Below are 22,036 nucleotides of genomic sequence, written 5' to 3' on the forward strand. Positions count from 1 at the left end.
GTGGCCGTGCCCAGATCGTCGGGTCCGTGCCGGTAGGGGGCCGGCACGGGCTCGTCGCCTCCGAGACGCCCTTCCACCCCCTCGACCACACCTGGCCCGACCAGCCCGCCGACCGCGGCGTCATCGGGGGCCTGCCCGTCCTCGACTGCGTGACGGGCGCGCGCGCCGCCGACGGCGAGATCCTCCTGGGCGGCGACATTCCGGTACGGCGCGGCGCGGACGGCTGGGACTGGCTGGTCGTGCACGTGACCGGCGACCCCCTGGCCGTCGGCGCCGAGGTGGAGCTGGAGGTCGATGCCGGCCACCGGGCCGCCCTGTCGGCCGGGCACACCGCCTGCCACCTCGCCGCCCTCGCGCTCAACGCGGCCCTGGCCGGGCGGTGGCGCAAGGAGGCGAGGCTCGACGCGCTCGGGCACCCCGACTTCGACCAGAGCGCGATCACCTCGTCGCGGATCACGCCGCACGCCAGCGCGGACGAGTACCGGCTCGGCAAGTCGCTGCGCAAGAAGGGGTTCACCGCCGAAGGGCTGGACGTCGCCGAGGTCGGGCGCGAGGTGAACGAGCGGCTTCAGGCGTGGGTGACGGCCGGCGCCCCGGTCCGGATCGACGTGCCGGGCCCCGAGCTCACCGCCCGCCGCACCTGGCACTGCGCGCTGCCGGAGGGCGAGGCGTCGATCCCGTGCGGCGGCACCCACGTGCGCGACGCCGCCGAGCTGGGCGGGGTGACGGTGGAGCTGATCCTGGACGGGGACGGGCAGTCGCTGTCCATGCGCACCACCGTGACGCCTTGAGGGCCGCCCCGGGCGGGTGACGCGACGGTGCCAAGATTCCGATACACTTGGCGGCGCATCACAAGGGGCTATGGCGCAGTTGGTAGCGCGCCTCCATGGCATGGAGGAGGTCTGGGGTTCGAATCCCCATAGCTCCACCCTCGATGTTCTCGCCGCGTGGATAGGGGTCGGCACCCCTATCCGTCGACCGGCCCCCCTGAGGTCCTTGGTGCACGACCGGTGATCTTGCTATGAATGAACCCTCGTAGCCGAGGGAGGCCGTACATCATGGATCTCATTCCTGTGGAGTTCGAGGCATTCGACAAGCGCATCGCCGCCGTCAGCGGGGACAAGCACGTCGAGCGCCTCTATCGAGGCACCCGCTGGGCGGAGGGGCCGGTCTACTTCCCGGCCGGCCGCTTCCTGGTGTGGAGCGACATCCCCAACGACCGGCTGCTGCGCTGGGACGAGCAGACGGGCACGGTGGCGCCGTTCCGACAGCCGTCCGGCTACGTCAACGGCAACACCCTCGACCGGGAGGGCAGGCTGATCTCCTGCGAGCACGGCGCGCGCCGGGTGACCAGGACCGAGCATGACGGGTCGGTCACCACGCTGGCCGACCGCTGGCAGGGCGACCGCCTCAACAGCCCCAATGACGTCGTGGTCCGCTCCGACGGGTCGATCTGGTTCACCGACCCGCCGTACGGCATCCTGGGCGACTACGAAGGGCACCGGGCCGAGCAGGAGGTCGACGGCTGCCACGTCTACCGGATCGACCCGCTCAGCGGCCGGACGAGTCTGGCCGCGGGCGACTTCAGCCGGCCCAACGGGCTGGCCTTCTCCCTGGACGAGAGGAGCCTGCTCGTCACCGACACGGAGGAGCGCCACATCCGGATCTTCGATGTGCGCGACGACGGCACGCTGGCGGGCGGCCGGGTGTTCGCCGAGCACAGCGGCGAGGGCAGCTACGACGGCCTGCGCCTGGACGACGCGGGCCGCGTGTGGGCCGCGGTCGGCTCCTCGGTGCACTGCTACGACCCGGACGGGACGCTCCTCGGCAGGCTGATCCTGCCGGAGAGCGTCTCCAACCTGGTCTTCGGCGGGCCCAAGCGCAACCGGGTGTTCATCACGGCGACCACGTCCCTCTACTCCGTCATGCTGAACATCCGGGGCGCCCGGCCCGTCTGGGCTCCCTGAGCCGTCAGGAGAAGGCCCAGGCGAACAGGTGCAGCTCGCCGTCCTCCGCCGGGGCGAAGGTCAGGCTAGCCACCTTTTTCGCCGGATCCAGCGCGATCGGCTGCGCCGCGAACATGTGCGCGCCGATCGGCTGGAGCGCCCAAGAGCCCCAGAAGAGCCGGTACGGCGTGCCGGCCACGATCTCGTTGCCGAACGCGGGCGGCTCGCCGCCGAAGTCCAGGATCCACTCGCTGAGTCCCAGCTTGCCGGTGCTCGTCGAGCCGTCCGTGTAGGTGATCGTGACCTTCGACTCGGGCCAGCCGTTGACCCCCGCGCCGAGGAAGGCGATCTTGCTCGCCCCGTCGGGCGCGGCCACCTCGATCGGCGCGGTGCCCGGCCGCAGGTTGTCCCACTCGCCCGGCCTGCGGTCCGGCCAGGTGAAGGTGAAGCCCTTCCAGTCGACGCTGCCGCCGGGCTCGATCCCCACGTCGGCCAGCGCCTGCGCGGAGAAGCTGAACCCGGGCCCGTCGATGTTGGCCTCGTCAGGAGCCGCGGCGTCGCCGATGCCGGCGTTGTTCGCATGCCACGCCAGCGTGCCGCGCTCGGCCACGTTGAGCCGGATGCCGCCGGTGGCCTCGCCCGCGACGATCGGCACGGTGTGGAAGCCGAGCGCCACGTCCGGGCGCACGGTGACCCTGACCTTCGTGGTCACGGCGCCCTTGGCGGGCACCCGCAGGGTGCCGCTCGACGGTGAGACGGTGATCCCCGCGGGCGGGGTGGCGCGCCACGCGACCGTGGCGGCCCGGTCCAGGGAGCGCACGGTGAGGTTGGCGTCGAACGTGCCGCCCGGCGCCACCGGTCCGCTCCCCGGGTCCAGCCCGAGCAGGTACGGCTCGCCGCCCTCGTCGAACGACGGCGGCGCGTCGGCCGGGTTCGCGCCGAAAGTCCGGTTCGGTGTGGTGCCCACCTTGAAGTCCAGCCGCCCGCCCCGGGTGGCGAACGTCTCCGGCAGCCACGCCCGGGAGGTCGAGGCGCCGTCGACCCGCAGCGCCTGGACGTAACCGCCACCGGCGCCGGGCGCGTTGATCACGATGTCGCCGCCGGGCCGGTCGATGGTGATCCGGTCGAACAGCGGCGTGTGCACCAGCAGCTCGGCCCGGCCGGGGATCGCCGGGAACAGGCCCATGGCCGACCACACGTACCAGGCGCCCATCGTGCCCAGGTCGTCGTTGCCGACCAGCCCGTCGGCGCCGGGGCCGAACAGCTCCTTCTGCGTCCGCCGTACGACCTCCTGCGTCTTGTACGGCTGGCCGGCCCACGCGTACAGCCACGGCGACTGCAGGGCGACCTCGTTGCCGAGGTAGGCGTACGCGCGGTGCGGTCCGGCGTTCAGCTCGGTGAAGTAGTCGTCCAGCCGCGCCACCGCCTTGCCGGTGCCGCCCATCGCGGTGAACAGGCCGCGCGCGTTGTGCGGCACCAGCCAGTGGTACTGCGCCCCGTTGCCCTCCATGTAGACGTCCGCGGCGGCCGGGTCGAAGGGCGCCTTGAACGAGCCCTCGCCCATCCGAGGCTGGATCCAGTCGTTGCCCGCGTTGTACAGGTGCTGCCACGCCTGCGCCCGCTTCATGAACTCCGCCCGCGTCCGCTGGTCGCCGAGCCGGGCGGCGAGCTGGGCGATGCCGAAGTCGGCCACGCCGTACTCCAGGGTCGCGGACGGGTCCGACGGCACATACCCCTTGGCCATGTAGGCGGCGTTTCCGGGCCGCTCGTCGTAGGCCAGCAGCGGGTGGCCGATGTCCATCGGGCCGCTGCGCCGGGCGGCGGCGGCCATCGCCTTCAGCGCGTCCGCGGCCTCGAAGTCACGCGCCCCGAAGGCGTACACGGTGGAGAGGATCACATGGTACGGATCGCCCACCATGACGCCGGTGACCGCGTTCTGGTGCGACCAGCGGTCCCACACGTTGCCGAGTGCCTGCGCGTTGGCGTACATCGACTGCGCGATGTCGCCGGCCACGTCCGGTGCGAGCAGTGCCAGCAGCTGGACCTCGCTGCGGTAGACGTCCCAGCCGGAGAAGGTCGCGTAGTGATGGTGTCCCGGTTTCACGGTGCGTGGCTTGTAGTCGGAGCCGACGTAGGTGCCGTCGGCGTCCTCGAAGACGTACGGCTGGAGCAGCGCGTGGTAGAGGTTGCTGTAGAAGGTGCGCCGCTGGGCGTCGCTGCCGCCGCTGATCGTCACCTGGCCGAGGCGCTTGTTCCAGACGGCGCCGGCCTCGGCCGCCACCTGCTCCAGGTTCTTGGCGGCGATCTCGGTCCGCAGGTTGTTCCGGGCGCCGTCGACGCTGACGTACGACAGGCCGACGCGCATCTGCACCGGCGCGGCGGAGTCGAACTCCAGGTACGCGCCCGAGCCCGGCCCGTTCACCACGACGTCGTCGGAGGTGACGACGTGGCCCCGCACCTTGGCCTTGGAGGCGTTCTCGACGGATCGCGTGCCCGGCAGCACCTGGTCGTCCTTCCAGGTGCCGAAGCCGGTGATCGGCCGGTCGAAGGTGGCGTGGAAGTAGACCTTGTAGCGCGTCGGGGGGCCGCAGAAGCCACCGGTCTGCACCCAGCCCTCGACGGTGTCGCCGCTGATCCGGGTCTCGCCGTCGTCCACGCCGTTGATCGAGCCGCTCGTGTTCAGCAGCAGCGTGGCCGGCTTGTCCTTGGGGAAGGTGAACCGGCCGACGCCCGCCCGCATGCTGACCGACAGGTCGGCCTTGACGCCGGAGTCCATGGTGACGGCGTACGAACCGGGCGAGGCCTGCTCGTTGGCGTGCTTGAAGGACTGGACGTAGTCCATCCCGTGCGTCGCCGGCGATCGGCCGATTTTTCCGGAGAAGGGCATCACGGGGAAGTCCTGCGCGCCGGTGCACCCCGGCCCCGAGATGTGGGTCATGGAGAAGCCGCGCAACCGGTCGTCCTCCCAGCGGTAGCCGCCGCCGGCGTCCTCGACCGTGTCAGGGCTCCACTGCATCATGCCGAACGGGAGGACGGCGCCGGGGAAGGTCATGCCTCCGCCGCCGCCGTGACCGAAGTCGGACGCGGCCTCCTTCGTGCCGTGGAAGACATTGACCAGGGCGGCCGGGTCGTGCGCCGTCGCGGTCTCGGGATCGGCGATCGCCGCGGCTCCGGGAGGGAGCACGGTGGCGATCAGCAAGGTGGTGACGATCGGTAACGACCATGGAGACATGTCGCACACCTTTCGGAAGTGAGATCGTGATATCGAATCCCGCCCTGTCACCCCGGTCAACGAGCGAAAACGGCGTGCACAAGTTGCCATCGCCGCAGGTGCGAATAGGGGTTGGCGGCCAGGGGGACCGTTGACACATTCGGTGGGTGCCCTTGGGAGACCACCGATTCGGCAGGTGCCCTGGGAGACCACCGAGCGCAGGGGATCAGAGATGACCGTCTTACCCGTGATGGCGGACCGGCCGGCGGACGAGAGGCCCGCCGGCGACCCGCGTGCCCCCATGACCAGGCTGGCCCGGCTGCTCGACCCCGGGACGCCCGCCGCCCTGCACGCCGAGGACGACAGCGGCGTGACGGCCGTGCGGGGGCGGGTGGACGGCCGGCCCGTCATCGCCTTCTGCACCGACGCCAGGCGGATGGGCGGCGCGCTCGGCGCGGCCGGAGCGCTGCACGTCGTGGTCGCCACCGACCTCGCCGTGGCCGAGGGCTGCCCGGTGATCGGCCTGTGGCACTCCGGCGGCGCCCGGCTCGCCGACGGCGTCGAGTCGATGGACGGCGTGGGGCGCATGTTCGCCGCCATGACCAGGGCCTCGGGCGTGGTGCCGCAGATCTCGGTCGTCCTCGGGCCGGCCGCCGGGGCCGCCGCCTACGGGCCGGCCCTGACCGACGTCGTCGTCATGACCGGCTCCGGGCGCGTCTTCGTGACCGGCCCCGACATCGTCCGCAGCGTCACCGGCGAGCAGATCGACATGGCCGCGCTCGGCGGTCCCGACGCGCACGGCCCGAGATCCGGGGTCGTGCACGTGCCGGCCGCCGACGAGGACGACGCCTGTTTCCGGGCTCGCCGCCTGGCCGGGCTGCTGCGCGACGCGCCGGGCCGGTTCGAGCTGGCCGCGCTGCGCGAGCCGAGAGACCTGCGCGCGCTGCTGCCCGACTCGCCGCGGCGCGCGTACGACGTGCGTCCGCTCGTGCACGCCATCCTGGACGGCGACGCCCGCGGGCCGGTCTTCGAGGAGCTGCAACCTCGCTGGGCGGCCAACGTCCTGATCGGGCTGGGCCGGCTCGGCGGCCGTCCGGTCGGGATGCTGGCCAACAACCCCATCCGCAAGGGCGGTTGCCTGGACTCGCTGTCGGCGGAGAAGGCCTCGCGGTTCGTCCGGATGTGTGACTCGCTGGGGGTTCCGCTGGTGGTCCTGGTCGACGTCCCCGGCTACCTGCCCGGGGTGGGCCAGGAGTGGGGCGGGGTCGTACGGCGGGGGGCCAAGCTGCTGCACGCCTTCGCCGAGTCCGTGGTGCCGCGCGTCACCCTGATCACGCGTAAGGCGTACGGCGGGGCGTACATCGCGATGAACTCCCGCTCGCTCGGCGCCACCGCGATCTTCGCCTGGCCGGACGCGGAGGTGGCCGTCATGGGCGCGGAGAGCGCGGTCGGCGTCCTGCACCGCAAGGCCCTGGCCGCGGCCTCCGACGAGGAGCGCGAGGAGTTGCGCGCCCGGCTGGCCGAGGAGCAGCGGCGGACCGCCGGCGGGGTGGCGCGGGCGATGGCCCTGGGCGTGGTCGACGAGGTGATCGCGCCGGAGACCACGCGGCTCAGGCTGGCCCAGGCGCTGGACCGGGCACCGCGCGCCCGCGGCCGCCACTCCAACATCCCGTTGTGAAGACGCGCGGTCCGGGAGGCTGGGCAGGGCACCCGCTCGGGCGGGCAGGTCGGGCTGGGCAGTCGCTCGGGCGGGCAGGTCGGGCGGCGGGGATGTGGAGGTGCTTTACACCGCTCGGTCGGCCAGGCTGGGGGGTAGGTCGTCGCGGCGGGAGACGTTGAGTTTGCGGTAGATCCGCGTCAGGTGCTGCTCCACGGTGCTGACGGTGATGAAGAGCTTGCCGGAGATCTCCCGGTTGGAGTATCCGTCCGCCGCCAGTGCCGCCACCCGCTGCTCGGCGTCGCTGAGGACAGGGGACGCCACGGCCTTGATGACGGGCCCGGCGGCCTGCCCGCCGGCGCCGCCGTTGCGCTGGCCGCGCGGCGCGGTGTCGGCCAGGGCGCCCGCGTGGCACTCCGTGGCCAGCGCGCGGGCCCGGCCGGCCAGCATCCCGGCCCTGCGGTGCTCGCCGATCGCGTGGTAGGCGTCGATGAGGTCGAACAGCGCCCTGGCGTGCTCGTACCTGTCGCCGCCGATCTGCAGCAGGTCGGCGGCGCGGCGCAGCAGTACGGCGCGGTGCCGGCGCTCGGCCGTCGCGGCCAGCACGCGCAGGGCCATGCCGTACACCCGCCTGGACCGCTTGCCGCCGCCGGCGAGCTGCTGGTCGATCAGCGCCCGCGCCTCCTCGACCTCGCCGAGCCGGACCAGCGCCTCGGCCGCGTCCACCCGCCACGGGATGAACTCCGGGACGTCCATCCGCCACGCGCCCATCAGCTCGCCGCACAGCCGCAGGTCGCGCAGCGCCTGCCGGGGCTGGCCGGAGACGAGCGCGAAGCGGCCCCTGCCGTAGAGGTACTGCGGGCCGAACCGGGTCTCCAGCATCGCCTCCGGCACCGGCTGGGCCGCCTGCCGCACATAGTCGAGGTGGCGGCCCATCGCCGCCCCGGCCATCAGCAGGACGCCCAAGGGCGCGCCGACGGCCACCCCCCAGCTGTCCGGCGAGATGAGATCGAGGGCCCGCTGGGCGTCGCGCGCCGCCGCCGCCAGGTCGCCCCGGCGCAGCGCGATCTCCGCCCGGATCGCCGAGAGCCTGGCCTGGCGGCTCGGCGCGTGCCGGCCGGCGGCCTCCGTGACGAAGGCGTCGCACCAGGGCGCGGCCCGATCGGCCCGATCGGTGAAGGTCAGGGTCAGCAGCGCGCACTCCACCGCGTCCATGGACATCTCGTCCAGGCGGGAGCCGCGCAGGACGCGCTCGGCGGTCTGCGCGAGCTCGGCGCTCGGGCCCTCGCGCAGCGCCGAGGCCAGCGCGTCGGCCGACTCCAGCCGGCGGTCGGCGCCCAGGGAACGGGCCGTGGCGCTCGCCTGCTCGGCGGGCGGCTCCGGCAGGTGCGGCAGGAAGGCGGGCCAGCTGCCCCGGCACCAGGCGCGCGTCGCGGCGAGCTCCGCCAGAGCCTCGCGGTCCAGCTCGCCCAGACGGCTCAGCACGTCCTTGGCGTCGGCGACGTGGCCGTGCCACAGCAGCGCCCTGGCCAGCACGATGGCGTCGGCGCCGCCCAGGTCGCCCTTGTGCAGCGCCTCGGTCAGCTCGGCCAGGTGTCCGGTCGGCGTGCCGGGGTCGATCCGCCAGGTGGCCCGGACCAGGGTGGTGGCGATCCGCGCCCGGCGCCGCCCGTCGTCGCACGCCCGCAGGGCCAGCTTGAGATACTCGATCGCCGACTCGACCCCGTCGTCGCGCAGCGCCTGCCTGGCGGCCTCCTCCAGCACCGACAGCGCCCACGGGTCGCCCGCGTGGCTCGCGGTGAGGAGATGGGTGGCCACCACGGGGGCGGGCGCGCCCTCCTGATAGGTCAGCTCGGCGGCCCGGCGGTGCAGGTCGACCAGCTCCGCGCCGTCCAGCCCGGCCAGCACGGCGGACGCGGCGGCCTCGTGCCGGAAGCGGCCCCCGGCGAGCAGGCCGGCCCCGGTCAGCGCCTGGGCGGCCCGGGCCGTGGTCGCCTCACCCTGGCCGAGCAGCCGCCCGGCGGTGCCGGGCTCGCCGAGCACGGCCAGCGCGCGGGCGACGGGCAGCAGGCCCGGGTCGGCGCGGTGCAGGCAGGCGAGCACCGCGTCGGCGTACCTCTCCCCGGGCTCGCCGGTGGCCTGCAGGTCCTCCAGCAGCGCGTCCACCAGCAGCCGGTTGCCGCCGCTCAGCTCGTGGCACCGGGCGGCGAAGAGGTCGGCCGCCTGCGCCCCCGCCCGCCGCCGTACCCGTGCGGCCACGCCCTCGGCCGACAGGTGTGCCAGCCGCACCGCGTGACAGTGCGGCTGGCGCGCCATCTCGGTGTGCAACAGCGTCCGCAGGTGCGCGTGGTGGTCGGGGACGCTGAAGACGAGCATGATCCGGGCGTACGTCACCCGCCGGGCGAGGTAGGACAGGCACAGCTGCGAGGCGCGGTCGGCATGGTGCACGTCGTCCACGACGATGACCAGCGGGCGGCGCTCCGACTGCTTCAGCAGCACCGTGCAGAGCGCGTCCACGATCTGCACGTCCACGTGCTCGAAGGACTCGGCCCCCGGATCCCGCGACATCCGCGCGTGGGAGCCCTCGCGCAACAGATCCAGCGTGGCCGTACGGTGCTCGTCGGTCGGGGTGTTCCGCACCAGCTGGGAGAGCACGCCGAGCGGCAGGTCGCGCTCCGCCCGCGAGCCCGTCGCGGACAGTGGGAGCGCGCCCTGCTCCAGCGCCTGGTCGGCGAAGCCGTGCAGCAGCTCGCTCTTGCCGGTGGCGACGGCGCCCGTCACCATCGCGATCCGGCCCCGGCCGCCGACCGATTCCTCCAGCAGCTTGCGGAGATGGGCCATGCCCTGCCGTTGGTCGTCCACAGTCAGGGTCCTCCTTGTGCGTCCGAGGGACTTCGGTCACTCTCCGGCTGCCACCAGGCGCGGTCACTCTCCGGCTGCCACCAGGCGGGGGCGCTCGGCGGGCAGGCCGGGCCGGGCCGGCGCCGGACGGCTGGGCCGACCGGCCGGCCTGCGGTTCGCCGCGCGCACCGCCGAGAGCGCGGCCTCCGCCACGTCCGCGCCGATGCCGGCGCCCCAGGCCGTACCCGTGTCCAGGCCGCATTCGGCGTACACGACGACATCGCCCGGTGCGCGCCCGGCGAGCACGGGCCGCTCCGGCGTCAGCTCTTCGTCCAGCGGCGGCGCGGTGCGGTGCACCGCGCGCACCTGGACGCCCCACGGCGCGAGCACCGAGCCGATCGTGCGCACGGCGTCGGCGCGGGGGCCGCTCATCTCGCTCATCCGTACGCCGCCGTCGACGTACAAGGTGGCCGGCAGGGGCGTCCTGCCGATCGGCAGCGGCGCGGACGGGTCGCCCTGGTAGAGGTACACCTCGTGGAACAGGGCCCCGATCCGGCCGGGGGACAGCTCGCCGCCCAGCGTCTCGGCCTGTGCCTGCACCCGGGCGGCCAGGTCCGCCTGCAACCCGCGCGGCAGGTTGAGGCCGTGCCAGGCGCTCATCACGTAGGCCACGCCGCCCTTGCCCGACTGGCTGTTGACCCGCACCACCGCCTCGTAGGTGCGTCCCACGTCCTTGGGATCCACCGGCAGGTACGGCATGCGCCACGGCAGCTCGGCCGGCGCCACCCCGGTGGCGGCGGCCTGCCGCTCCCGATCGTCGAAGCCCTTCTTGATGGCGTCCTGGTGCGAGCCGGAGAAGGCGGTGTAGACCAGGTCGCCGCCGTAGGGGTGCCGGGGGTGCACCGGGAGCTGGTTGCACCGCTCCACCGTGCGGCGCACGGCGTTGATGTCGGAGAAGTTGATGCCGGGGTCGACGCCGTGGGAGAACAGGTTCATGCCCAGGGTGACCAGGCAGACGTTGCCCGCGCGCTCGCCGTTGCCGAACAGGCAGCCTTCGACCCGCTCGGCGCCGGCCAGCAGGGCCAGCTCCGCCGATGCCACGCCGGTGCCCCGGTCGTTGTGCGGGTGCACCGACAGGCACACGTGCTCGCGGTGCGGCAGGTTGCGGTCCAGCCACTCGATCTGGTCGGCGAAGACGTTGGGCAGCGAGCGCTCGACGGTGGTCGGGAAGTTCAGGATGATGCCCCGGCCCGCCTCGGGCTGCCAGACGTCCATGACGGCCGCGCACACCTCTAGGGAGAAGTCCGGCTCGGTCTCGTTGAACAGCTCGGGGGAGTACTGGTATCCCAGGTCGGTGCCGCCCAGCACGCGTTCGGCGTGCGCCATCATCACCTGGGTGCCGCGCACCGCGAGCTCGCGGCAGCCGGCCCGGTCGAGGTCGAAGACCAGCCGCCGGAACAGCGGGGAGGTGGCGTTGTAGATGTGCATCATCGCCCGGGGCGCGCCCTTGAGGCAGTCGACGGTCTCGCGGATCAGCTCCTCGCGGGCCTGGGTCAGCACGGTGATCCGCACGTCGTCGGGGATCAGGTCGCGCTCGATGAGCAGCCGTACGAAGTCGCGGTCGTCGCGGCTGGCGGCGGGGAAGCCGACCTCGATCTCCGTGTAGCCCATGGAGACCAGGAGGTCGAACATCATGAGCTTGCGGTCCGGGCTCATCGGGCGGGCCAGGGACTGGTTGCCGTCCCGCAGGTCGGTGGAGAGCCAGCGGGGGGCCGAGCGGAGGCGCCTGCTGGGCCAGGTGCGGTCGGTCAGGTCGAGCGGGGTGAATCCGGTGTAGCGTTCGGCGCCCTGCATGGTCGGATGTCCTTCCTGATGGTGTCCTGTTCTGTTCGCACCGGAGGAGGTGGCCGCCGCGTGGCGGTGGTTCCGTGTCGGGTGAATTTCCGATATCAGCACTGCGCGGGTTTCAACGGGAAAAGCCTCCCCTGCGTCCATGTCAGGGGGCGGGTCCGGGACGCCGGTGATTATCTCGTGGCGAGGCCGAAACTATAGGGGTCGCCATAGCGGGACAAGGCGGTGCACCATGAGTTCGTGGCTGAAATCCAAGGGGGCAGGCCGGGGTATCGAAAGGCGTAGTCCCACTACAACTTCCGAGGTGGCCCCCTTATCAGCGGGCGTGGCGCTGATGACAATCCGGCTATGCCAGGTAAATGGACTCCCTCGGCCCCGTTCCCCGCTGATGTCCTCGCCGGTGCGCGGGTCGTCGCCCTGTGCCTCGCCGAAGCCCGTCCGTCCGTGCTGGCCGTCTCGTCGCTCCGCTATCTGACCGGGGTCGCCCTGGCGCTGCCGATCACCTCGCTCGCCGAGCCCGCCAGGGTCCTGCAAGGGGGACTCGCCTGGGTGCTTTCGATCTTCGCGATCTACCTCTTCAACGGCGTCACCGACATCACCGAGGATCGCATCAACGGCTCCGGCCGGCCGATCGCCAGGGGGGGCCTGTCTCCCGGCACGGCCACGGCCGTGGCCGCCGGGGCGGCCGTCCTCGCGCTCGTCGCCACGGTGGGCCTGCCCGGGCCGATGAGCTGGATCATCGCCGTCAACCTCGGGCTCGGCTACCTCTACTCGGGGCCGCCCGCCGCCCTGAAGGGCAGCTCCGGTGGCACGGTGGCGGTCCTCGTGCTGTCCGGGCTGCTGTCCTACCTCGCCGGGTTCACCGTCGCGACGGCCGACACCGGCGGGGTCGCGCCGACCGGGCTGATCGTGTTCGCCGCCACCGCGACCTGCTGGATGGTCATGGTCGGCGTGCCGGCGAAGGACCTGTCCGACATCCCGGGGGACGCGGCGGCCGGCCGGCGCACGGTCGGCGTGCTGCTCGGCGAGCGGGTGTCGAGCCGGCTGATGATGGTGGCCGCGCTGACGCTGCTGGCCGCCTTCTGCGTGGCCGTGGTGATCTGGGAGGCGCGGCTGGCCGGTGTGCTGGCGGCGATGGCGGCCGGGGTCACGGCGGTGGTCGCGGCGGGGACGCGCGTCCGGGTCCGGGCGGCTGAGCAGGAGCGCGGAGCGCGACGGCGGCCATACAAGACCTTTATGGCCACGCAACACCTTGTTCACATTACGGCTGTCTTGTCGAACATATGACGCTATATGTTGCGGTGATCTCCCCGATGATCGATAGTGGGAGGCGTGCTTGTACTCGGCCCACGGCCGGAGGGGACGTCAGTGGAGGGGGCTCACAAAGCAACGGATGATCCGGCGAGATGCGTCGATTCGTGTCGCGACGAAATCCTCGCGGAATTCGAGTCGGCCCTGCTGACCACCGGAAACGCCGTTTTCGCGGCTTCCCAGGCCAGGCGTCAGGCCCTATTGACCGCGCAGTACGTTCTGGAGGACGTGGCCGCTACGCTACGCGCCGGAAAGGTCCAGGTCAGTAACCGGCACAAACTTCATGCGCGTGAAGTGGGAAACGCCAGAGCCGCGGAAGGAGTTCACCCTGCCGCTTCTCTTGAGGCGGGCTCACTTTTCTTCCGCACTGCCGTCAATCATCTCGCCCGGCGCATGGCCGTCGAATTCGACGAGCCCGCCGAGGTGCTGGCGCTGGCCGTCACCGGCATGGAGGAGAGCCTGTCGCGGCGGGTCCGTGACGCGTCGGAGAGCTACAACGGCTTCCTGCTCAACCAGGTGCACCAGGCCCAGGAGGACGAGCGCCGGCGCATCGCGCGGGAACTGCACGACCGGATAGGGCACGGCATCAGCGTCGCCCACCAGCAACTGGCCCTGTCGGAGGTCTACCACGCCACCGACCCGGCGCGCGCCCTGGCCAAGATCGCGGTCGTGCAGCAGGCCGTACAGGAGATCATGGAGAATCTGCGGCAGATCACCTCCGAGCTGCACCCGGCCACCCCGGCGGGTGACCTGGAGAAGTCCCTGCTGAGCTTCCTGGAGACGGTCGAGGACGACGACGTGTGCGTCGGCCTCGACGTCAACGGCGACGAGTCCTGGGCGGATCCGGCGAGCATCGGCGAGGCGTTCCTCATCGTCCGCGAGGCGGCGCGCAACGCGCTCACCCACGCCGGCGCCGCGTCGGTGTTCATCCGGGTGGACATCGCCCCGCACGCGCTGATCGCGTCGGTGCAGGACGACGGCCGGGGCTTCGACCCGGCGACCGCCCGCGAGCAGGGCGGCGTGGGCCTGGCCTCGATGCGTGAGCGGGCCGCGCTGCTCGGCGGCCGGGTCGTGATCTCCAGCACGCCGCGCGGCGGCTGCCTGGTCGAAGTGTTCATCCCACTCAAGAGGCAAAACGGTGGACCGGACGGCGGCTGACACGACCATCTCCATCGCTCTGGTGGACGACCATGCGCTGTTCCGGGAGGGGCTGCGCGAGATTCTCGAGTCCGTGGGCGACATGAGGATCGTCGGCGAGGCCGGCGACTCGACGGCCGCCGTCACCCTGGTCGCCGGCACCCGCCCCGACGTCGTGCTGCTGGACGTGGAGATCCCCGGCGACGAGGTCACCGAGACCGTCTCCCGGATCCGCACCCTGTCGCCGGACACCAGGATCATCATCCTGAGCATGTACGACGGTCCGCAGCTGCTCAGCAGGCTGCTGGGCGCGGGGATCCGCGGCTATCTGCTCAAGAGCGTGCACCGGCACGAGCTGATCGCGGCGGTGCGCAGCGTGCGCGAGGACCCCTCCAGGGTGGTGCTCGCCGTCTCGCGCAACAGCGTCGCCCAGGTGGAGGCGGCGGCCGCGCCGACGCTGTCGGACAAGGAGTTGGAAGTGCTCCAGCTCGCGGCGCAGGCGCTGAGCAACAGCCAGATCGCCCGCAAGCTCGGCCTGGCCGAGGCGACGGTGAAGCGCCACATGCGCAACATCTTCGTCAAGCTCAACGCGGTCTCGCGGATCGACGCGGTGAACAAGGCGCTGGCCGCCTCCCTGATCATGCCGCAGGGCAGGACCGACCCGGACTGACCCGCGCCTCAGATCAGCGGGACCGGCGAGTGCGCCAATTCGGCGGGGAAGCTCCCGGGGAACAGCCCGGTCAGCCGCTCGCGGACCTCCGGTGGCAGCTCGACCGCCGAGGCGGCGAGGTTCATCTCCAGGTGCACCTGGTCACGGGTGCTGGGCACCGGCACGATGTGCTCCTCGCGCGCCAGCAACCAGGCCAGCGCGAGCCGGCCCGTGCCCAGGTCGAGCCGGGCGGCCACGGTCTCCAGCCGCTGCAGCGGCCCGGCGTGCAGCCGCAGCCGCTCGGGCCTGAACCGGGGGTCGGAGCGCCGCCAGTCGCCCGGGGTGAGCCGGTCGGTCCTGATCCGGCCGGTCAGGAAGCCGCGGCCGAGCGGGCGGACCGCCACGATGGCGACGCCCAGCTCACGCGCGGTGGTGAGCAGCGTGGCGTCGACGCAGGTCCCCCAGAGGGAGTATTCGATGGCGAGCGCGGCGATCGGGTGCACGGCGTGGGCCCGCCGGAGCTGCTCGGTGGTGGCGTTGGACAGCCCGATGTAGCCGATCTTGCCGGCCCGCACCAGCTCGGCCAGCCGGGCCACGCCGTCCTCGATCGGCGCCCGGGAGCCACGGCACTGCAGGTAGTAGAGGCCGATGCGGTCGATGCCGAGGCGGCGGAGCGACGACTCGCAGGCGCGCTCCAGGTCGCCGGGGCGCTCGTCGACCTCCACCGTCTCCTGGGGGCCGCGCACGCGCATGCCGCCGCGGGTGGCCACCACGACCTCGCCGGACCGCCCGGCGACGGCCCGGCCGACCATCCGCTCCACCTCGCCGGCCGCGTAGAAGTCGGCCGTGTCGAGGAAGGTCACACCGGCGTCGAGCGCCCGGCGGACCAGCCGGTCCGCCTCCGTGGCCTCGACGGGGCCGTAGGCACCGCTCAGGGCCATTGAGCCGAGTCCGATCGCGGAAATCACCGGTCCCGTTCGGCCTAGCCTCGTGTAGCGCACCGAATTCCCTTCACGTGCCCCCCGACTCGTTGACAGCTCTAGTCAAAGTGTGTTGAGCCGCTAAGTCAAATGGGACTATTTCCACGGGTGCCTTGCCGAGGAACCCGAGACCATGGTACGGCCGTGATGTGCTAAAGCACGATTTTTCCCCCTACGTTGTCGTAGGGGTGCCAGGTGTCTGTGCAGATTGTCGTGGATCCAGACCCCTACTCGCCCTTATTTCCCGTACGAGTGGGAGCGGGAATTCTTTCAGGGCTACAGGGAATTGTGGAAATTAGTTACTGTTCGGGGGAATCCCTGCTGTTACAGGCCCCTGTGGAGGTACGTGTGACCGGCCCCCTCAGGTTCGGTGTGGTTCTCATCACAGAGGACTGTTCCCGAGCCGAGTGGATGACCAAATGCCGCCGGGCGGAGGCGCTGGGTTACGACGTGATCGCCGTGCCCGACCACCTGAACCTGCTCTCGCCCTTCCCGTCGGCGATGCTGGCCGCCGAGGCCACCGAGCGCGCGGCCATCGGCACGTACGTGCTCAACGCCGCGTTCCACCACCCCGTCCTGCTGGCCAGGGACGTCACCACCACCGACCGGCTCATCGGCGGGCGGCTGGAGCTGGGACTCGGCACGGGCTACGTCAGGTCCGAGTTCGCCGCCCTGGGCCTGCCCGACGACCCGGCCTCGCGTACGCGCCGGCTGGAGGAGCTGGTCGGCGCGCTGGACCCGCTGCTGGCGGGCAAGGGGCCACCGCTCATGATCGGCGGCCACGGCGACCGCGTGCTCCGGCTGGCCGCGCGGCGGGCCGAGATCGTCAGCTTCACCGGCGCCCCCTACCGGGCGGAGTACGGCAGGACCGCCCTGGTCGACGCGGCGGAGCTGCTGCGGCGGGTGGAGTTCGTCCGGGCCGTGGCCGGGCCGCGCGCCGCGCGGATCGAGCTGAACGTGCTGTCCAAGGCCACGGTGCTGACCGGTGACCGGCGGGCCGGCGCCGAGACCGTCCGCCGGTACGCCCCGGATCTGCCGCCGGAGCGGCTGCTGGAGCTGCCGACGCTGTTCGTGGGGACGCCGGCGCAGATCGCGGAGCAGGTGCGCGGGCACCGGGAGCGGTTCGGCCTGTCCTACTTCACCGTGATGGAGCCGGCCATGGCGGACTTCGGCAAGGTCATCGAGCTGCTGCGGTGAGCCGGTCGGCGTGCGCCAGGCCGTGCAGGCAGCTGACTAGGGTGCGGGCCTCGACGTTCAGGTAGTAGCTGTGCCGCAGCAGCTCGTCGAGCTGGTGCAGGGCCACCCAGCGGAAGTCCGGGTGGCCGGGCAGCGGGTCCTCGGCGGTCTCCACCACGAGGTAGCGATTGCGCGCGTGGTAGAAGCGCCCGCCCTCCTCCGCCAGCACCGTGTCGAAGCGCACGCTGCCGGGCTCGGCGGCGAGCACCTCCGCCAGCAGCGGCGGCCGGGCCCGGGACGGCAGGTGGTCGTAGTTGCCGGGAGTGCACTGCACGGTGGGGGCCAGCTCCACCACGTCGGTGTAGCCGGGATCGACCCGCGCGTGCGCCAGGGCGTGCAGCACGCCGCCGATCCGCCTGACCAGGAACGCGGCGACGCCGGTGCCCACGGGCGCGATCATCGGCTGGTCCCACCCGCCGACCTCGCGTCCGCACGCGCGCACCCGTACCCCGATGACCTCGAAGAACCTGCCGGTGTCGTGCGTGATGCGGCCCTCGGCCCGCCGCCACGCGCGCAGCCGCCCGAGCGCGAGCGGCCGGGCCTGGATGTCGGCCGTGGAGCGCAGGCCGCTCAGCCAGCTCAAGATCTCGCCCGTGGTGTGCACGGCGGGGCGGCCCGGCAGGCGGGAGCAGGCCACGAGCGCGCCGAAGCCCTCGGCCGCCGGGCCGGGCTGGGGCGGCAGGCAGGCCAGCACCGTACGGGCGTCCATGTTCACCAGCTCCGGCACGGACAGCAGCGCGTGCACCCGGTGCAGCGGCAGCCAGCGGAACCCCTCGGCCGCCTCGACGTGCGCGGCGACCTCCACCACCATGTTGCGGTTGCGCTTGCGGTAGAACCACGCGCCCTGCTCGGACTGGCGCACGTCGGCGAGCACCCGGCCGCGCGCCTCCCGGAAGAAGTCCAGGTACGGCACCGGCCGCCCCTCGTGCACCCGCGTGTAGTTGCTCCTGGTGGCCTGCACGGTGGGCGAGAGCTGCGGCCCGTCGGGATTGCCCGGCTCGTTCTTGGCCTGCATCAGCAGGTACGGCACGCCGTCCACCCGCTTGAGCAGGATGCCGAGGATGCCCGCCTCGGGCTGGTTGATGATGGGCTGCGTCCAGGCGGTCACCGGCCCCGCCGGATGCCGGACGTCCAGGCCCTCGACGGTGAAGAAGCGCCCGCTGCGGTGCCGGAGGTCGCCCGTCACCGGGTCGGCACGCCATCCGGCCAACTCCTCCAGAGGCACCCGCGTCACCTCCATGAAGGTGTGGCCGGCGACCTCCTCCAGCCAGTCGCGCACGTCGATGATGGCCACTCCTCAGCGCTCGCGGGTCCGTCATGGCCGAACCTGCCACGCGGCCGCCACCCCGCTCAACCCCTGCCCGCCCGCACCCGTCCCCTGTCCTGCGAGCCCGATGGAATAGGGGTTCTGCGCCGGTACGACCCTTCATAGGCTTCTAGGGTGGACGCCATGACCGAGCAGCCGGACATGCGAGCAAGTGACCAGGACCGCGAGAGGGTGGCCGAGATGCTCCGTGTCGCGGTCAGCGACGGGCGGATCACCCTCGACGAGTTCAACGAGCGGGTCGACCGCACCTTCACCGCCCGGACCCGAGGGCAGCTGGACGTGCTGGTCGCGGACCTGTGGCAGACGAGGGCCGTGGCCCCGGCCGTCCCCACGGCCGCCATGGCCGTCCCCAGCGCCACCGGCGCGCTGGAGCTGCACACCCGCAGCGGCAAGGTCGTGCAGGACGGGCGCTGGACGGTGCCGCCGTACCTCAGCGCCAAGGCGGGCCGGTTCGGCACGGTGAAGATCGACTTCACCCGGGCGGACTGCCCGCATCAGGAGGTCGTGATCGACCTGGGGATCACCTCCTGGTTCGGTGACGTCATCCTCATCGTCCCGCCCGGCTGGATCGTCCGCGACGACGAGGTCGTGCGGCGCTGGATGGGCGCCGTCTTCAACCGCCCGCCCGCGGCGCTGGCCCACGACGGCGTGGTCATCCGGCTCACCGGATTCGTGAAGACCGGCGACGTATGGGTGAGGTACCGCCACCCCTGACGCGGGCCCGCACGCTCAAGGAGGATCGCATGGAGTGCCGGATCTGCTCCGGAAGGCTGCACCAGTTCGCCGACTTCGGGCGGCAACCCGTCTCCGACGCCTTCGTCACCCCCGGCGGCACGGCATCGGAGTTCTTCTTCCACCTGGCCGTGGGGGTCTGCGAGGACTGCTCGATGGCGCAGCTCCTGCACGAGGTGGACCGGGAGCGGATGTTCCACGACGACTACCCGTACCTCTCCTCGGGGTCGGCGGTGATGCGCGCGCACTTCGACGCGCTGGCCAAGCGGCTGCTCGCCACCGAGCTGACCGGTCCGGACCCGTTCGTGGTCGAGCTGGGCTGCAACGACGGCACCATGCTCGCGACCATCGCCGACGAGGGCGTCCGGCACCTCGGCGTCGAGCCCTCCGGCGGCGTGGCCGACGTGGCGGCGGCCCGGGGCGTACGGGTGCGCAAGGACTTCTTCGAGGCCGGCGTCGCCGCCGAGATCCGCGCCGCCGACGGCCCCGCCGACGTCGTCTACGCGGCCAACACGCTGTGCCACATCCCCTACATGGACTCCATCCTGAGCGGGGTGGACGCGCTGCTGAGTCCCGGGGGCGTGTTCGTCTTCGAGGACCCCTACCTCGGCGACATCGTGGCGCGGGCCTCCTTCGACCAGATCTACGACGAGCACTTCTACTTCTTCTGCGCCACCTCCGTCCGCGCCATGGCCGATCGTCACGGGTTCGAGCTGGTGGACGTGGAGCGGCTGCCGGTGCACGGCGGCGAGGTCCGCTACACGCTGGCCAGGCGCGGCGCGCGCACGCCGAGCTCAACCGTGGCCGGCCTGCTGGCGGCCGAGCGGGCCGCGCGGCTGACCGAGCCGGCGACGCTGCGCGCCTTCGCGGCGCGGGTCGCCGCCAACCGCGACGACCTCGTGGCGCTGCTGCGGCGGCTGCGCGAGCAGGGTGCCCGGGTGTACGGCTACGGGGCCACCGCCAAGAGCGCCACCGTGCTGAACTACTGCGGCATCGGGCCGGACCTGGTCTCCTTCGTCTGCGACACGACCCCCGCCAAGCAGGGCAGGCTCACGCCCGGCTCGCACCTGCCGGTCCGCGGGCCCGAGGCGTTCGCCGACCCCTATCCCGACTACGCGCTGCTGCTCGCCTGGAACCACGCCGAGGAGATCATGGCCAAGGAGACGGCGTTCCGCGAGGCGGGTGGCCGGTGGATCCTGTACGTCCCCACGGTGCACACCGTGGGCGCCTCATGACCGGTCTCGGCGGGGCGCGGCCGTGAGGCACCGCGAGCTGGCCGTGGCCGGCGCGTACGCCTTCGAACCGGACGTCTTCGGCGACGAGCGCGGCACCTTCGCCTCGCCGTACCAGCAGAAGGCGTTCGTGGCGGCGGTCGGGCGGCCGCTGTTCCCCGTCGCGCAGGTCAGCCGGAACGTCTCCCGGCGCGGCGTGGTGCGCGGCATCCACTACACGCTCACGCCGCCCGGCACCGCGAAGTACGTCCACTGCGCGGGCGGGCGGGTGCTGGACCTGGTGGTGGACCTGCGGGTGGGGTCGCCGACGTTCGCCCGCTGGGACGCGGTGGAGCTGGCCGCCGACACCGGCCGGGCCGTCTACTTCCCGCCGGGGGTCGGCCACGCCTTCGTCGCGCTCGAGGACGACAGCGTGGTGTGTTACCTGCTGTCGGCGGAGTACCGGGCCGAGAACGAGCTGACGCTGTCGGTGTTCGACGAGGAGATCGGGGTGCGGTTGCCCGACGGGCCGCCGCCGATCCTGTCGGAGCGCGACCGGACCGCGCGCACGCTGGGCGAGGCCGCCGCGTGCGGCCTCCTGCCCGAATACATCCGCTGAGCCGAACCGCCGGTCCCGTCACGGCGGGTAAGCGATACGGCCGGCCACTCAGCGGCTGGTCCCGTCACGGCGGGTCGCGTCGCGGCCGGTCGTGTCACAGACGGCGTGGAGGGCGGCGATGACCTTCTCCTGGACGCCGAGCGGCAGCGACGGGTACATCGGCAGGGAGAAGATCTCCCCGGCCAGCGCCTCGGTGACCGGCAGGCGGCCCGGCGCGTAGTCCAGGTGCGCGAAGCCCGACATGGTGTGCACCGGCCACGGATAGCTGATGTTGAGGTGGATGTCGTGCCCGCGCAGCGCCTCGATGATCTCGTCGCGCCGCGGGTGGCGGACCACGTACAGGTAATAGGCGTGCTCGTTGCCCGCGGCGGTCTCGGGCAGCACCAGGCCGGTGCCGGCCAGGCCGTCGGCGTAGCGGGCCGCCACCGCCCGCCGCCCCGCGACGTAGTCGTCGAGCCGGGTCAGCTTGCGGCGCAGGATCTCCGCCTGCACCTCGTCCAGCCGGGCGTTGTGGCCGGGCGTCTCCACGACGTAGTAGGTCTGCTCCATGCCGTAGTAGCGCAGCCGCCGCAGCGCGCGATCCACCTCGTCGTCGGAGGTGATCGTCGCGCCGCCATCGCCGTACGCGCCGAGCACCTTGGTCGGATAGAACGAGAACGCCGCCGCGTGCCCCATCGACCCGGCCCGCCGGCCATGGTGGCGGGCGCCGTGCGCCTGCGCGCAGTCCTCCAGGATCACCAGGTCGTGCCGGGCCGCCAGCCGCTCCAGCGGAGCCATGTCCACGCACTGGCCGTACAGGTGGACGGGCAGCAGGCACCGGGTCCGCGGCGTGATGGCGGCCTCCACCTGGGTCACGTCCATCAGGTACGTGCGCGGGTCCACATCGGTGAAGACCGGCGTGGCCCCCACGGCGTCGATGGCCACCACGGTGGGCGCGGCGGTGTTGGAGACGGTGACGACCTCGTCGCCCTTGCCGACGCCGAGCGCCTGCAGGGCCAGCTTGATGGCGTTGGTGCCGTTGTCCACGCCCGCGCAGTGCCGCACCCCGTGGTAGGCGGCGAACTCCGCCTCGAAGGAGCGCACGCTCGCGCCCAGGACGAGCTGCCCGGAACGGAACACCGTCTCGACCGCGTCGAGGATGTCCTGGCGCTCGGATTCGTATTCCGGCAGATAGTCCCAGACCCGCGTGGGCATCGTCGTCCTCCTCATGATGTGCCGTCAGGGTAGGCATGGCCGGTCGGCGCGCGGAACCCCTAGAACGGGCCCGGCATCAGGGGGAGATTAGGGGTGCTGTATTGCGGCCGCCGTTAATAGCTTGAGATGGCTAT

General features: G+C 72.3%; 16 protein-coding genes and 1 tRNA gene. 11 read left to right on the plus strand and 6 right to left on the minus strand.

The window, feature by feature from the left end; genetic code table 11:
- Nucleotides 1-26 precede the first annotated feature (26 nt).
- The 3 genes from IEY87_RS43215 to IEY87_RS43225 all read left to right on the plus strand — a co-directional run bounded on the left by IEY87_RS43215 (nucleotide 27) and on the right by IEY87_RS43225 (nucleotide 1,967).
- Nucleotides 27-791: an alanyl-tRNA editing protein gene (locus tag IEY87_RS43215; RefSeq protein ID WP_225278222.1), complete on the plus strand. Its 765-nt coding sequence runs from the start codon at nucleotides 27-29 to the stop codon at nucleotides 789-791.
- Nucleotides 792-855: 64 nt separating this feature from the next.
- Nucleotides 856-928: transfer RNA gene (locus IEY87_RS43220), tRNA-Ala, on the plus strand.
- A 130-nt stretch (nucleotides 929-1,058) separates the two neighbouring features.
- Nucleotides 1,059-1,967 (plus strand): SMP-30/gluconolactonase/LRE family protein, encoded by a 909-nt coding sequence (locus IEY87_RS43225; protein ID WP_189144709.1) that lies wholly within the window; start codon nucleotides 1,059-1,061, stop codon nucleotides 1,965-1,967.
- Nucleotides 1,968-1,971: 4 nt separating this feature from the next.
- Here IEY87_RS43225 and IEY87_RS43230 read toward each other — a convergent pair whose 3' ends face one another.
- Nucleotides 1,972-5,178: a GH92 family glycosyl hydrolase gene (locus IEY87_RS43230; protein ID WP_189144710.1), complete on the minus strand. Its 3,207-nt coding sequence runs from the start codon at nucleotides 5,176-5,178 to the stop codon at nucleotides 1,972-1,974.
- Between the two features lie 211 nt (nucleotides 5,179-5,389).
- Between IEY87_RS43230 and IEY87_RS43235 the strand changes: the two genes are divergently transcribed.
- The gene (locus tag IEY87_RS43235; protein WP_263653321.1) at nucleotides 5,390-6,835 is read left to right on the plus strand and encodes an acyl-CoA carboxylase subunit beta; all 1,446 of its coding nucleotides are present in this window, start codon (nucleotides 5,390-5,392) and stop codon (nucleotides 6,833-6,835) included.
- 105 nt (nucleotides 6,836-6,940) lie between these two features.
- Here IEY87_RS43235 and IEY87_RS43240 read toward each other — a convergent pair whose 3' ends face one another.
- Nucleotides 6,941-9,676, minus strand: coding sequence for a helix-turn-helix transcriptional regulator (locus IEY87_RS43240; protein ID WP_225278223.1), 2,736 nt, complete (start codon nucleotides 9,674-9,676; stop codon nucleotides 6,941-6,943).
- Between the two features lie 63 nt (nucleotides 9,677-9,739).
- Nucleotides 9,740-11,509 (minus strand): 2-isopropylmalate synthase, encoded by a 1,770-nt coding sequence (locus IEY87_RS43245; protein ID WP_189144711.1) that lies wholly within the window; start codon nucleotides 11,507-11,509, stop codon nucleotides 9,740-9,742.
- Between the two features lie 345 nt (nucleotides 11,510-11,854).
- Here IEY87_RS43245 and IEY87_RS43250 point away from each other — a divergent pair, with 345 nt between their 5' ends.
- From IEY87_RS43250 to IEY87_RS43260, 3 genes are all read left to right on the plus strand, one after another.
- A complete protein-coding gene (locus IEY87_RS43250) occupies nucleotides 11,855-12,793 on the plus strand; it encodes a UbiA family prenyltransferase (protein ID WP_189144712.1) in 939 nt (312 codons plus the stop codon).
- A gap of 417 nt (nucleotides 12,794-13,210) precedes the next feature.
- Nucleotides 13,211-13,975, plus strand: a complete 765-nt coding sequence (locus IEY87_RS43255) for a sensor histidine kinase (RefSeq protein ID WP_189144713.1) — start codon at nucleotides 13,211-13,213, stop codon at nucleotides 13,973-13,975.
- Nucleotides 13,956-14,624, plus strand: coding sequence for a response regulator transcription factor (locus IEY87_RS43260; RefSeq protein ID WP_189144714.1), 669 nt, complete (start codon nucleotides 13,956-13,958; stop codon nucleotides 14,622-14,624). Before IEY87_RS43255 ends, IEY87_RS43260 begins: the two co-directional genes overlap by 20 nt.
- A gap of 8 nt (nucleotides 14,625-14,632) precedes the next feature.
- Here the strand turns inward: IEY87_RS43260 and IEY87_RS43265 are convergent, their stop codons facing one another.
- A complete protein-coding gene (locus tag IEY87_RS43265) occupies nucleotides 14,633-15,604 on the minus strand; it encodes an aldo/keto reductase (RefSeq protein WP_308113019.1) in 972 nt (323 codons plus the stop codon).
- Nucleotides 15,605-15,994: 390 nt separating this feature from the next.
- Here IEY87_RS43265 and IEY87_RS43270 point away from each other — a divergent pair, with 390 nt between their 5' ends.
- The gene (locus tag IEY87_RS43270; RefSeq protein WP_229699460.1) at nucleotides 15,995-16,780 is read left to right on the plus strand and encodes a TIGR03621 family F420-dependent LLM class oxidoreductase; all 786 of its coding nucleotides are present in this window, start codon (nucleotides 15,995-15,997) and stop codon (nucleotides 16,778-16,780) included.
- On the opposite strand, the gene IEY87_RS43275 is transcribed toward IEY87_RS43270, so the two are convergent.
- A complete protein-coding gene (locus IEY87_RS43275; RefSeq protein ID WP_225278224.1) occupies nucleotides 16,761-18,113 on the minus strand; it encodes an NDP-hexose 2,3-dehydratase family protein in 1,353 nt (450 codons plus the stop codon). The genes IEY87_RS43270 and IEY87_RS43275 overlap by 20 nt on opposite strands.
- 156 nt (nucleotides 18,114-18,269) lie before the next feature.
- On the opposite strand from IEY87_RS43275, the gene IEY87_RS43280 reads away from it, so the two are divergent.
- Genes IEY87_RS43280 through IEY87_RS43290 form a run of 3 tightly spaced genes read left to right on the plus strand, consistent with a single transcriptional unit; the run spans nucleotide 18,270 to nucleotide 20,708 of the window.
- Nucleotides 18,270-18,860: a DUF1707 SHOCT-like domain-containing protein gene (locus tag IEY87_RS43280; RefSeq protein WP_189144717.1), complete on the plus strand. Its 591-nt coding sequence runs from the start codon at nucleotides 18,270-18,272 to the stop codon at nucleotides 18,858-18,860.
- A gap of 29 nt (nucleotides 18,861-18,889) precedes the next feature.
- Nucleotides 18,890-20,113, plus strand: coding sequence for a class I SAM-dependent methyltransferase (locus IEY87_RS43285; RefSeq protein ID WP_189144718.1), 1,224 nt, complete (start codon nucleotides 18,890-18,892; stop codon nucleotides 20,111-20,113).
- A 22-nt stretch (nucleotides 20,114-20,135) separates the two neighbouring features.
- Complete coding sequence (locus tag IEY87_RS43290; RefSeq protein ID WP_189144719.1) at nucleotides 20,136-20,708, plus strand: dTDP-4-dehydrorhamnose 3,5-epimerase family protein; 573 nt, start codon at nucleotides 20,136-20,138, stop codon at nucleotides 20,706-20,708.
- 48 nt (nucleotides 20,709-20,756) lie between these two features.
- On the opposite strand, the gene IEY87_RS43295 is transcribed toward IEY87_RS43290, so the two are convergent.
- Nucleotides 20,757-21,902, minus strand: coding sequence for a DegT/DnrJ/EryC1/StrS family aminotransferase (locus tag IEY87_RS43295; RefSeq protein ID WP_189144720.1), 1,146 nt, complete (start codon nucleotides 21,900-21,902; stop codon nucleotides 20,757-20,759).
- Nucleotides 21,903-22,036 lie beyond the last annotated feature (134 nt).

Source organism: Nonomuraea glycinis (genome assembly GCF_014646515.1).
Classification (GTDB): Bacteria; Actinomycetota; Actinomycetes; order Streptosporangiales; family Streptosporangiaceae; genus Nonomuraea; species Nonomuraea glycinis.

Excerpts from the sequence above, each read along its gene's own strand:
- IEY87_RS43270 (WP_229699460.1), top strand. The coding sequence starts at position 15,995 with ATGACCAAATGCCGCCGGGCGGAGGCGCTGGGTTACGACGTGATCGCC.
- IEY87_RS43255 (WP_189144713.1), top strand. The coding sequence starts at position 13,211 with ATGGCCGTCGAATTCGACGAGCCCGCCGAGGTGCTGGCGCTGGCCGTC.
- IEY87_RS43225 (WP_189144709.1), top strand. The coding sequence starts at position 1,059 with ATGGATCTCATTCCTGTGGAGTTCGAGGCATTCGACAAGCGCATCGCC.
- IEY87_RS43285 (WP_189144718.1), top strand. The coding sequence starts at position 18,890 with ATGGAGTGCCGGATCTGCTCCGGAAGGCTGCACCAGTTCGCCGACTTC.
- IEY87_RS43245 (WP_189144711.1), bottom strand. The coding sequence starts at position 11,509 with ATGCAGGGCGCCGAACGCTACACCGGATTCACCCCGCTCGACCTGACC.
- IEY87_RS43280 (WP_189144717.1), top strand. The coding sequence starts at position 18,270 with ATGACCGAGCAGCCGGACATGCGAGCAAGTGACCAGGACCGCGAGAGG.
- IEY87_RS43295 (WP_189144720.1), bottom strand. The coding sequence starts at position 21,902 with ATGCCCACGCGGGTCTGGGACTATCTGCCGGAATACGAATCCGAGCGC.
- IEY87_RS43230 (WP_189144710.1), bottom strand. The coding sequence starts at position 5,178 with ATGTCTCCATGGTCGTTACCGATCGTCACCACCTTGCTGATCGCCACC.
- IEY87_RS43250 (WP_189144712.1), top strand. The coding sequence starts at position 11,855 with ATGCCAGGTAAATGGACTCCCTCGGCCCCGTTCCCCGCTGATGTCCTC.
- IEY87_RS43235 (WP_263653321.1), top strand. The coding sequence starts at position 5,390 with ATGACCGTCTTACCCGTGATGGCGGACCGGCCGGCGGACGAGAGGCCC.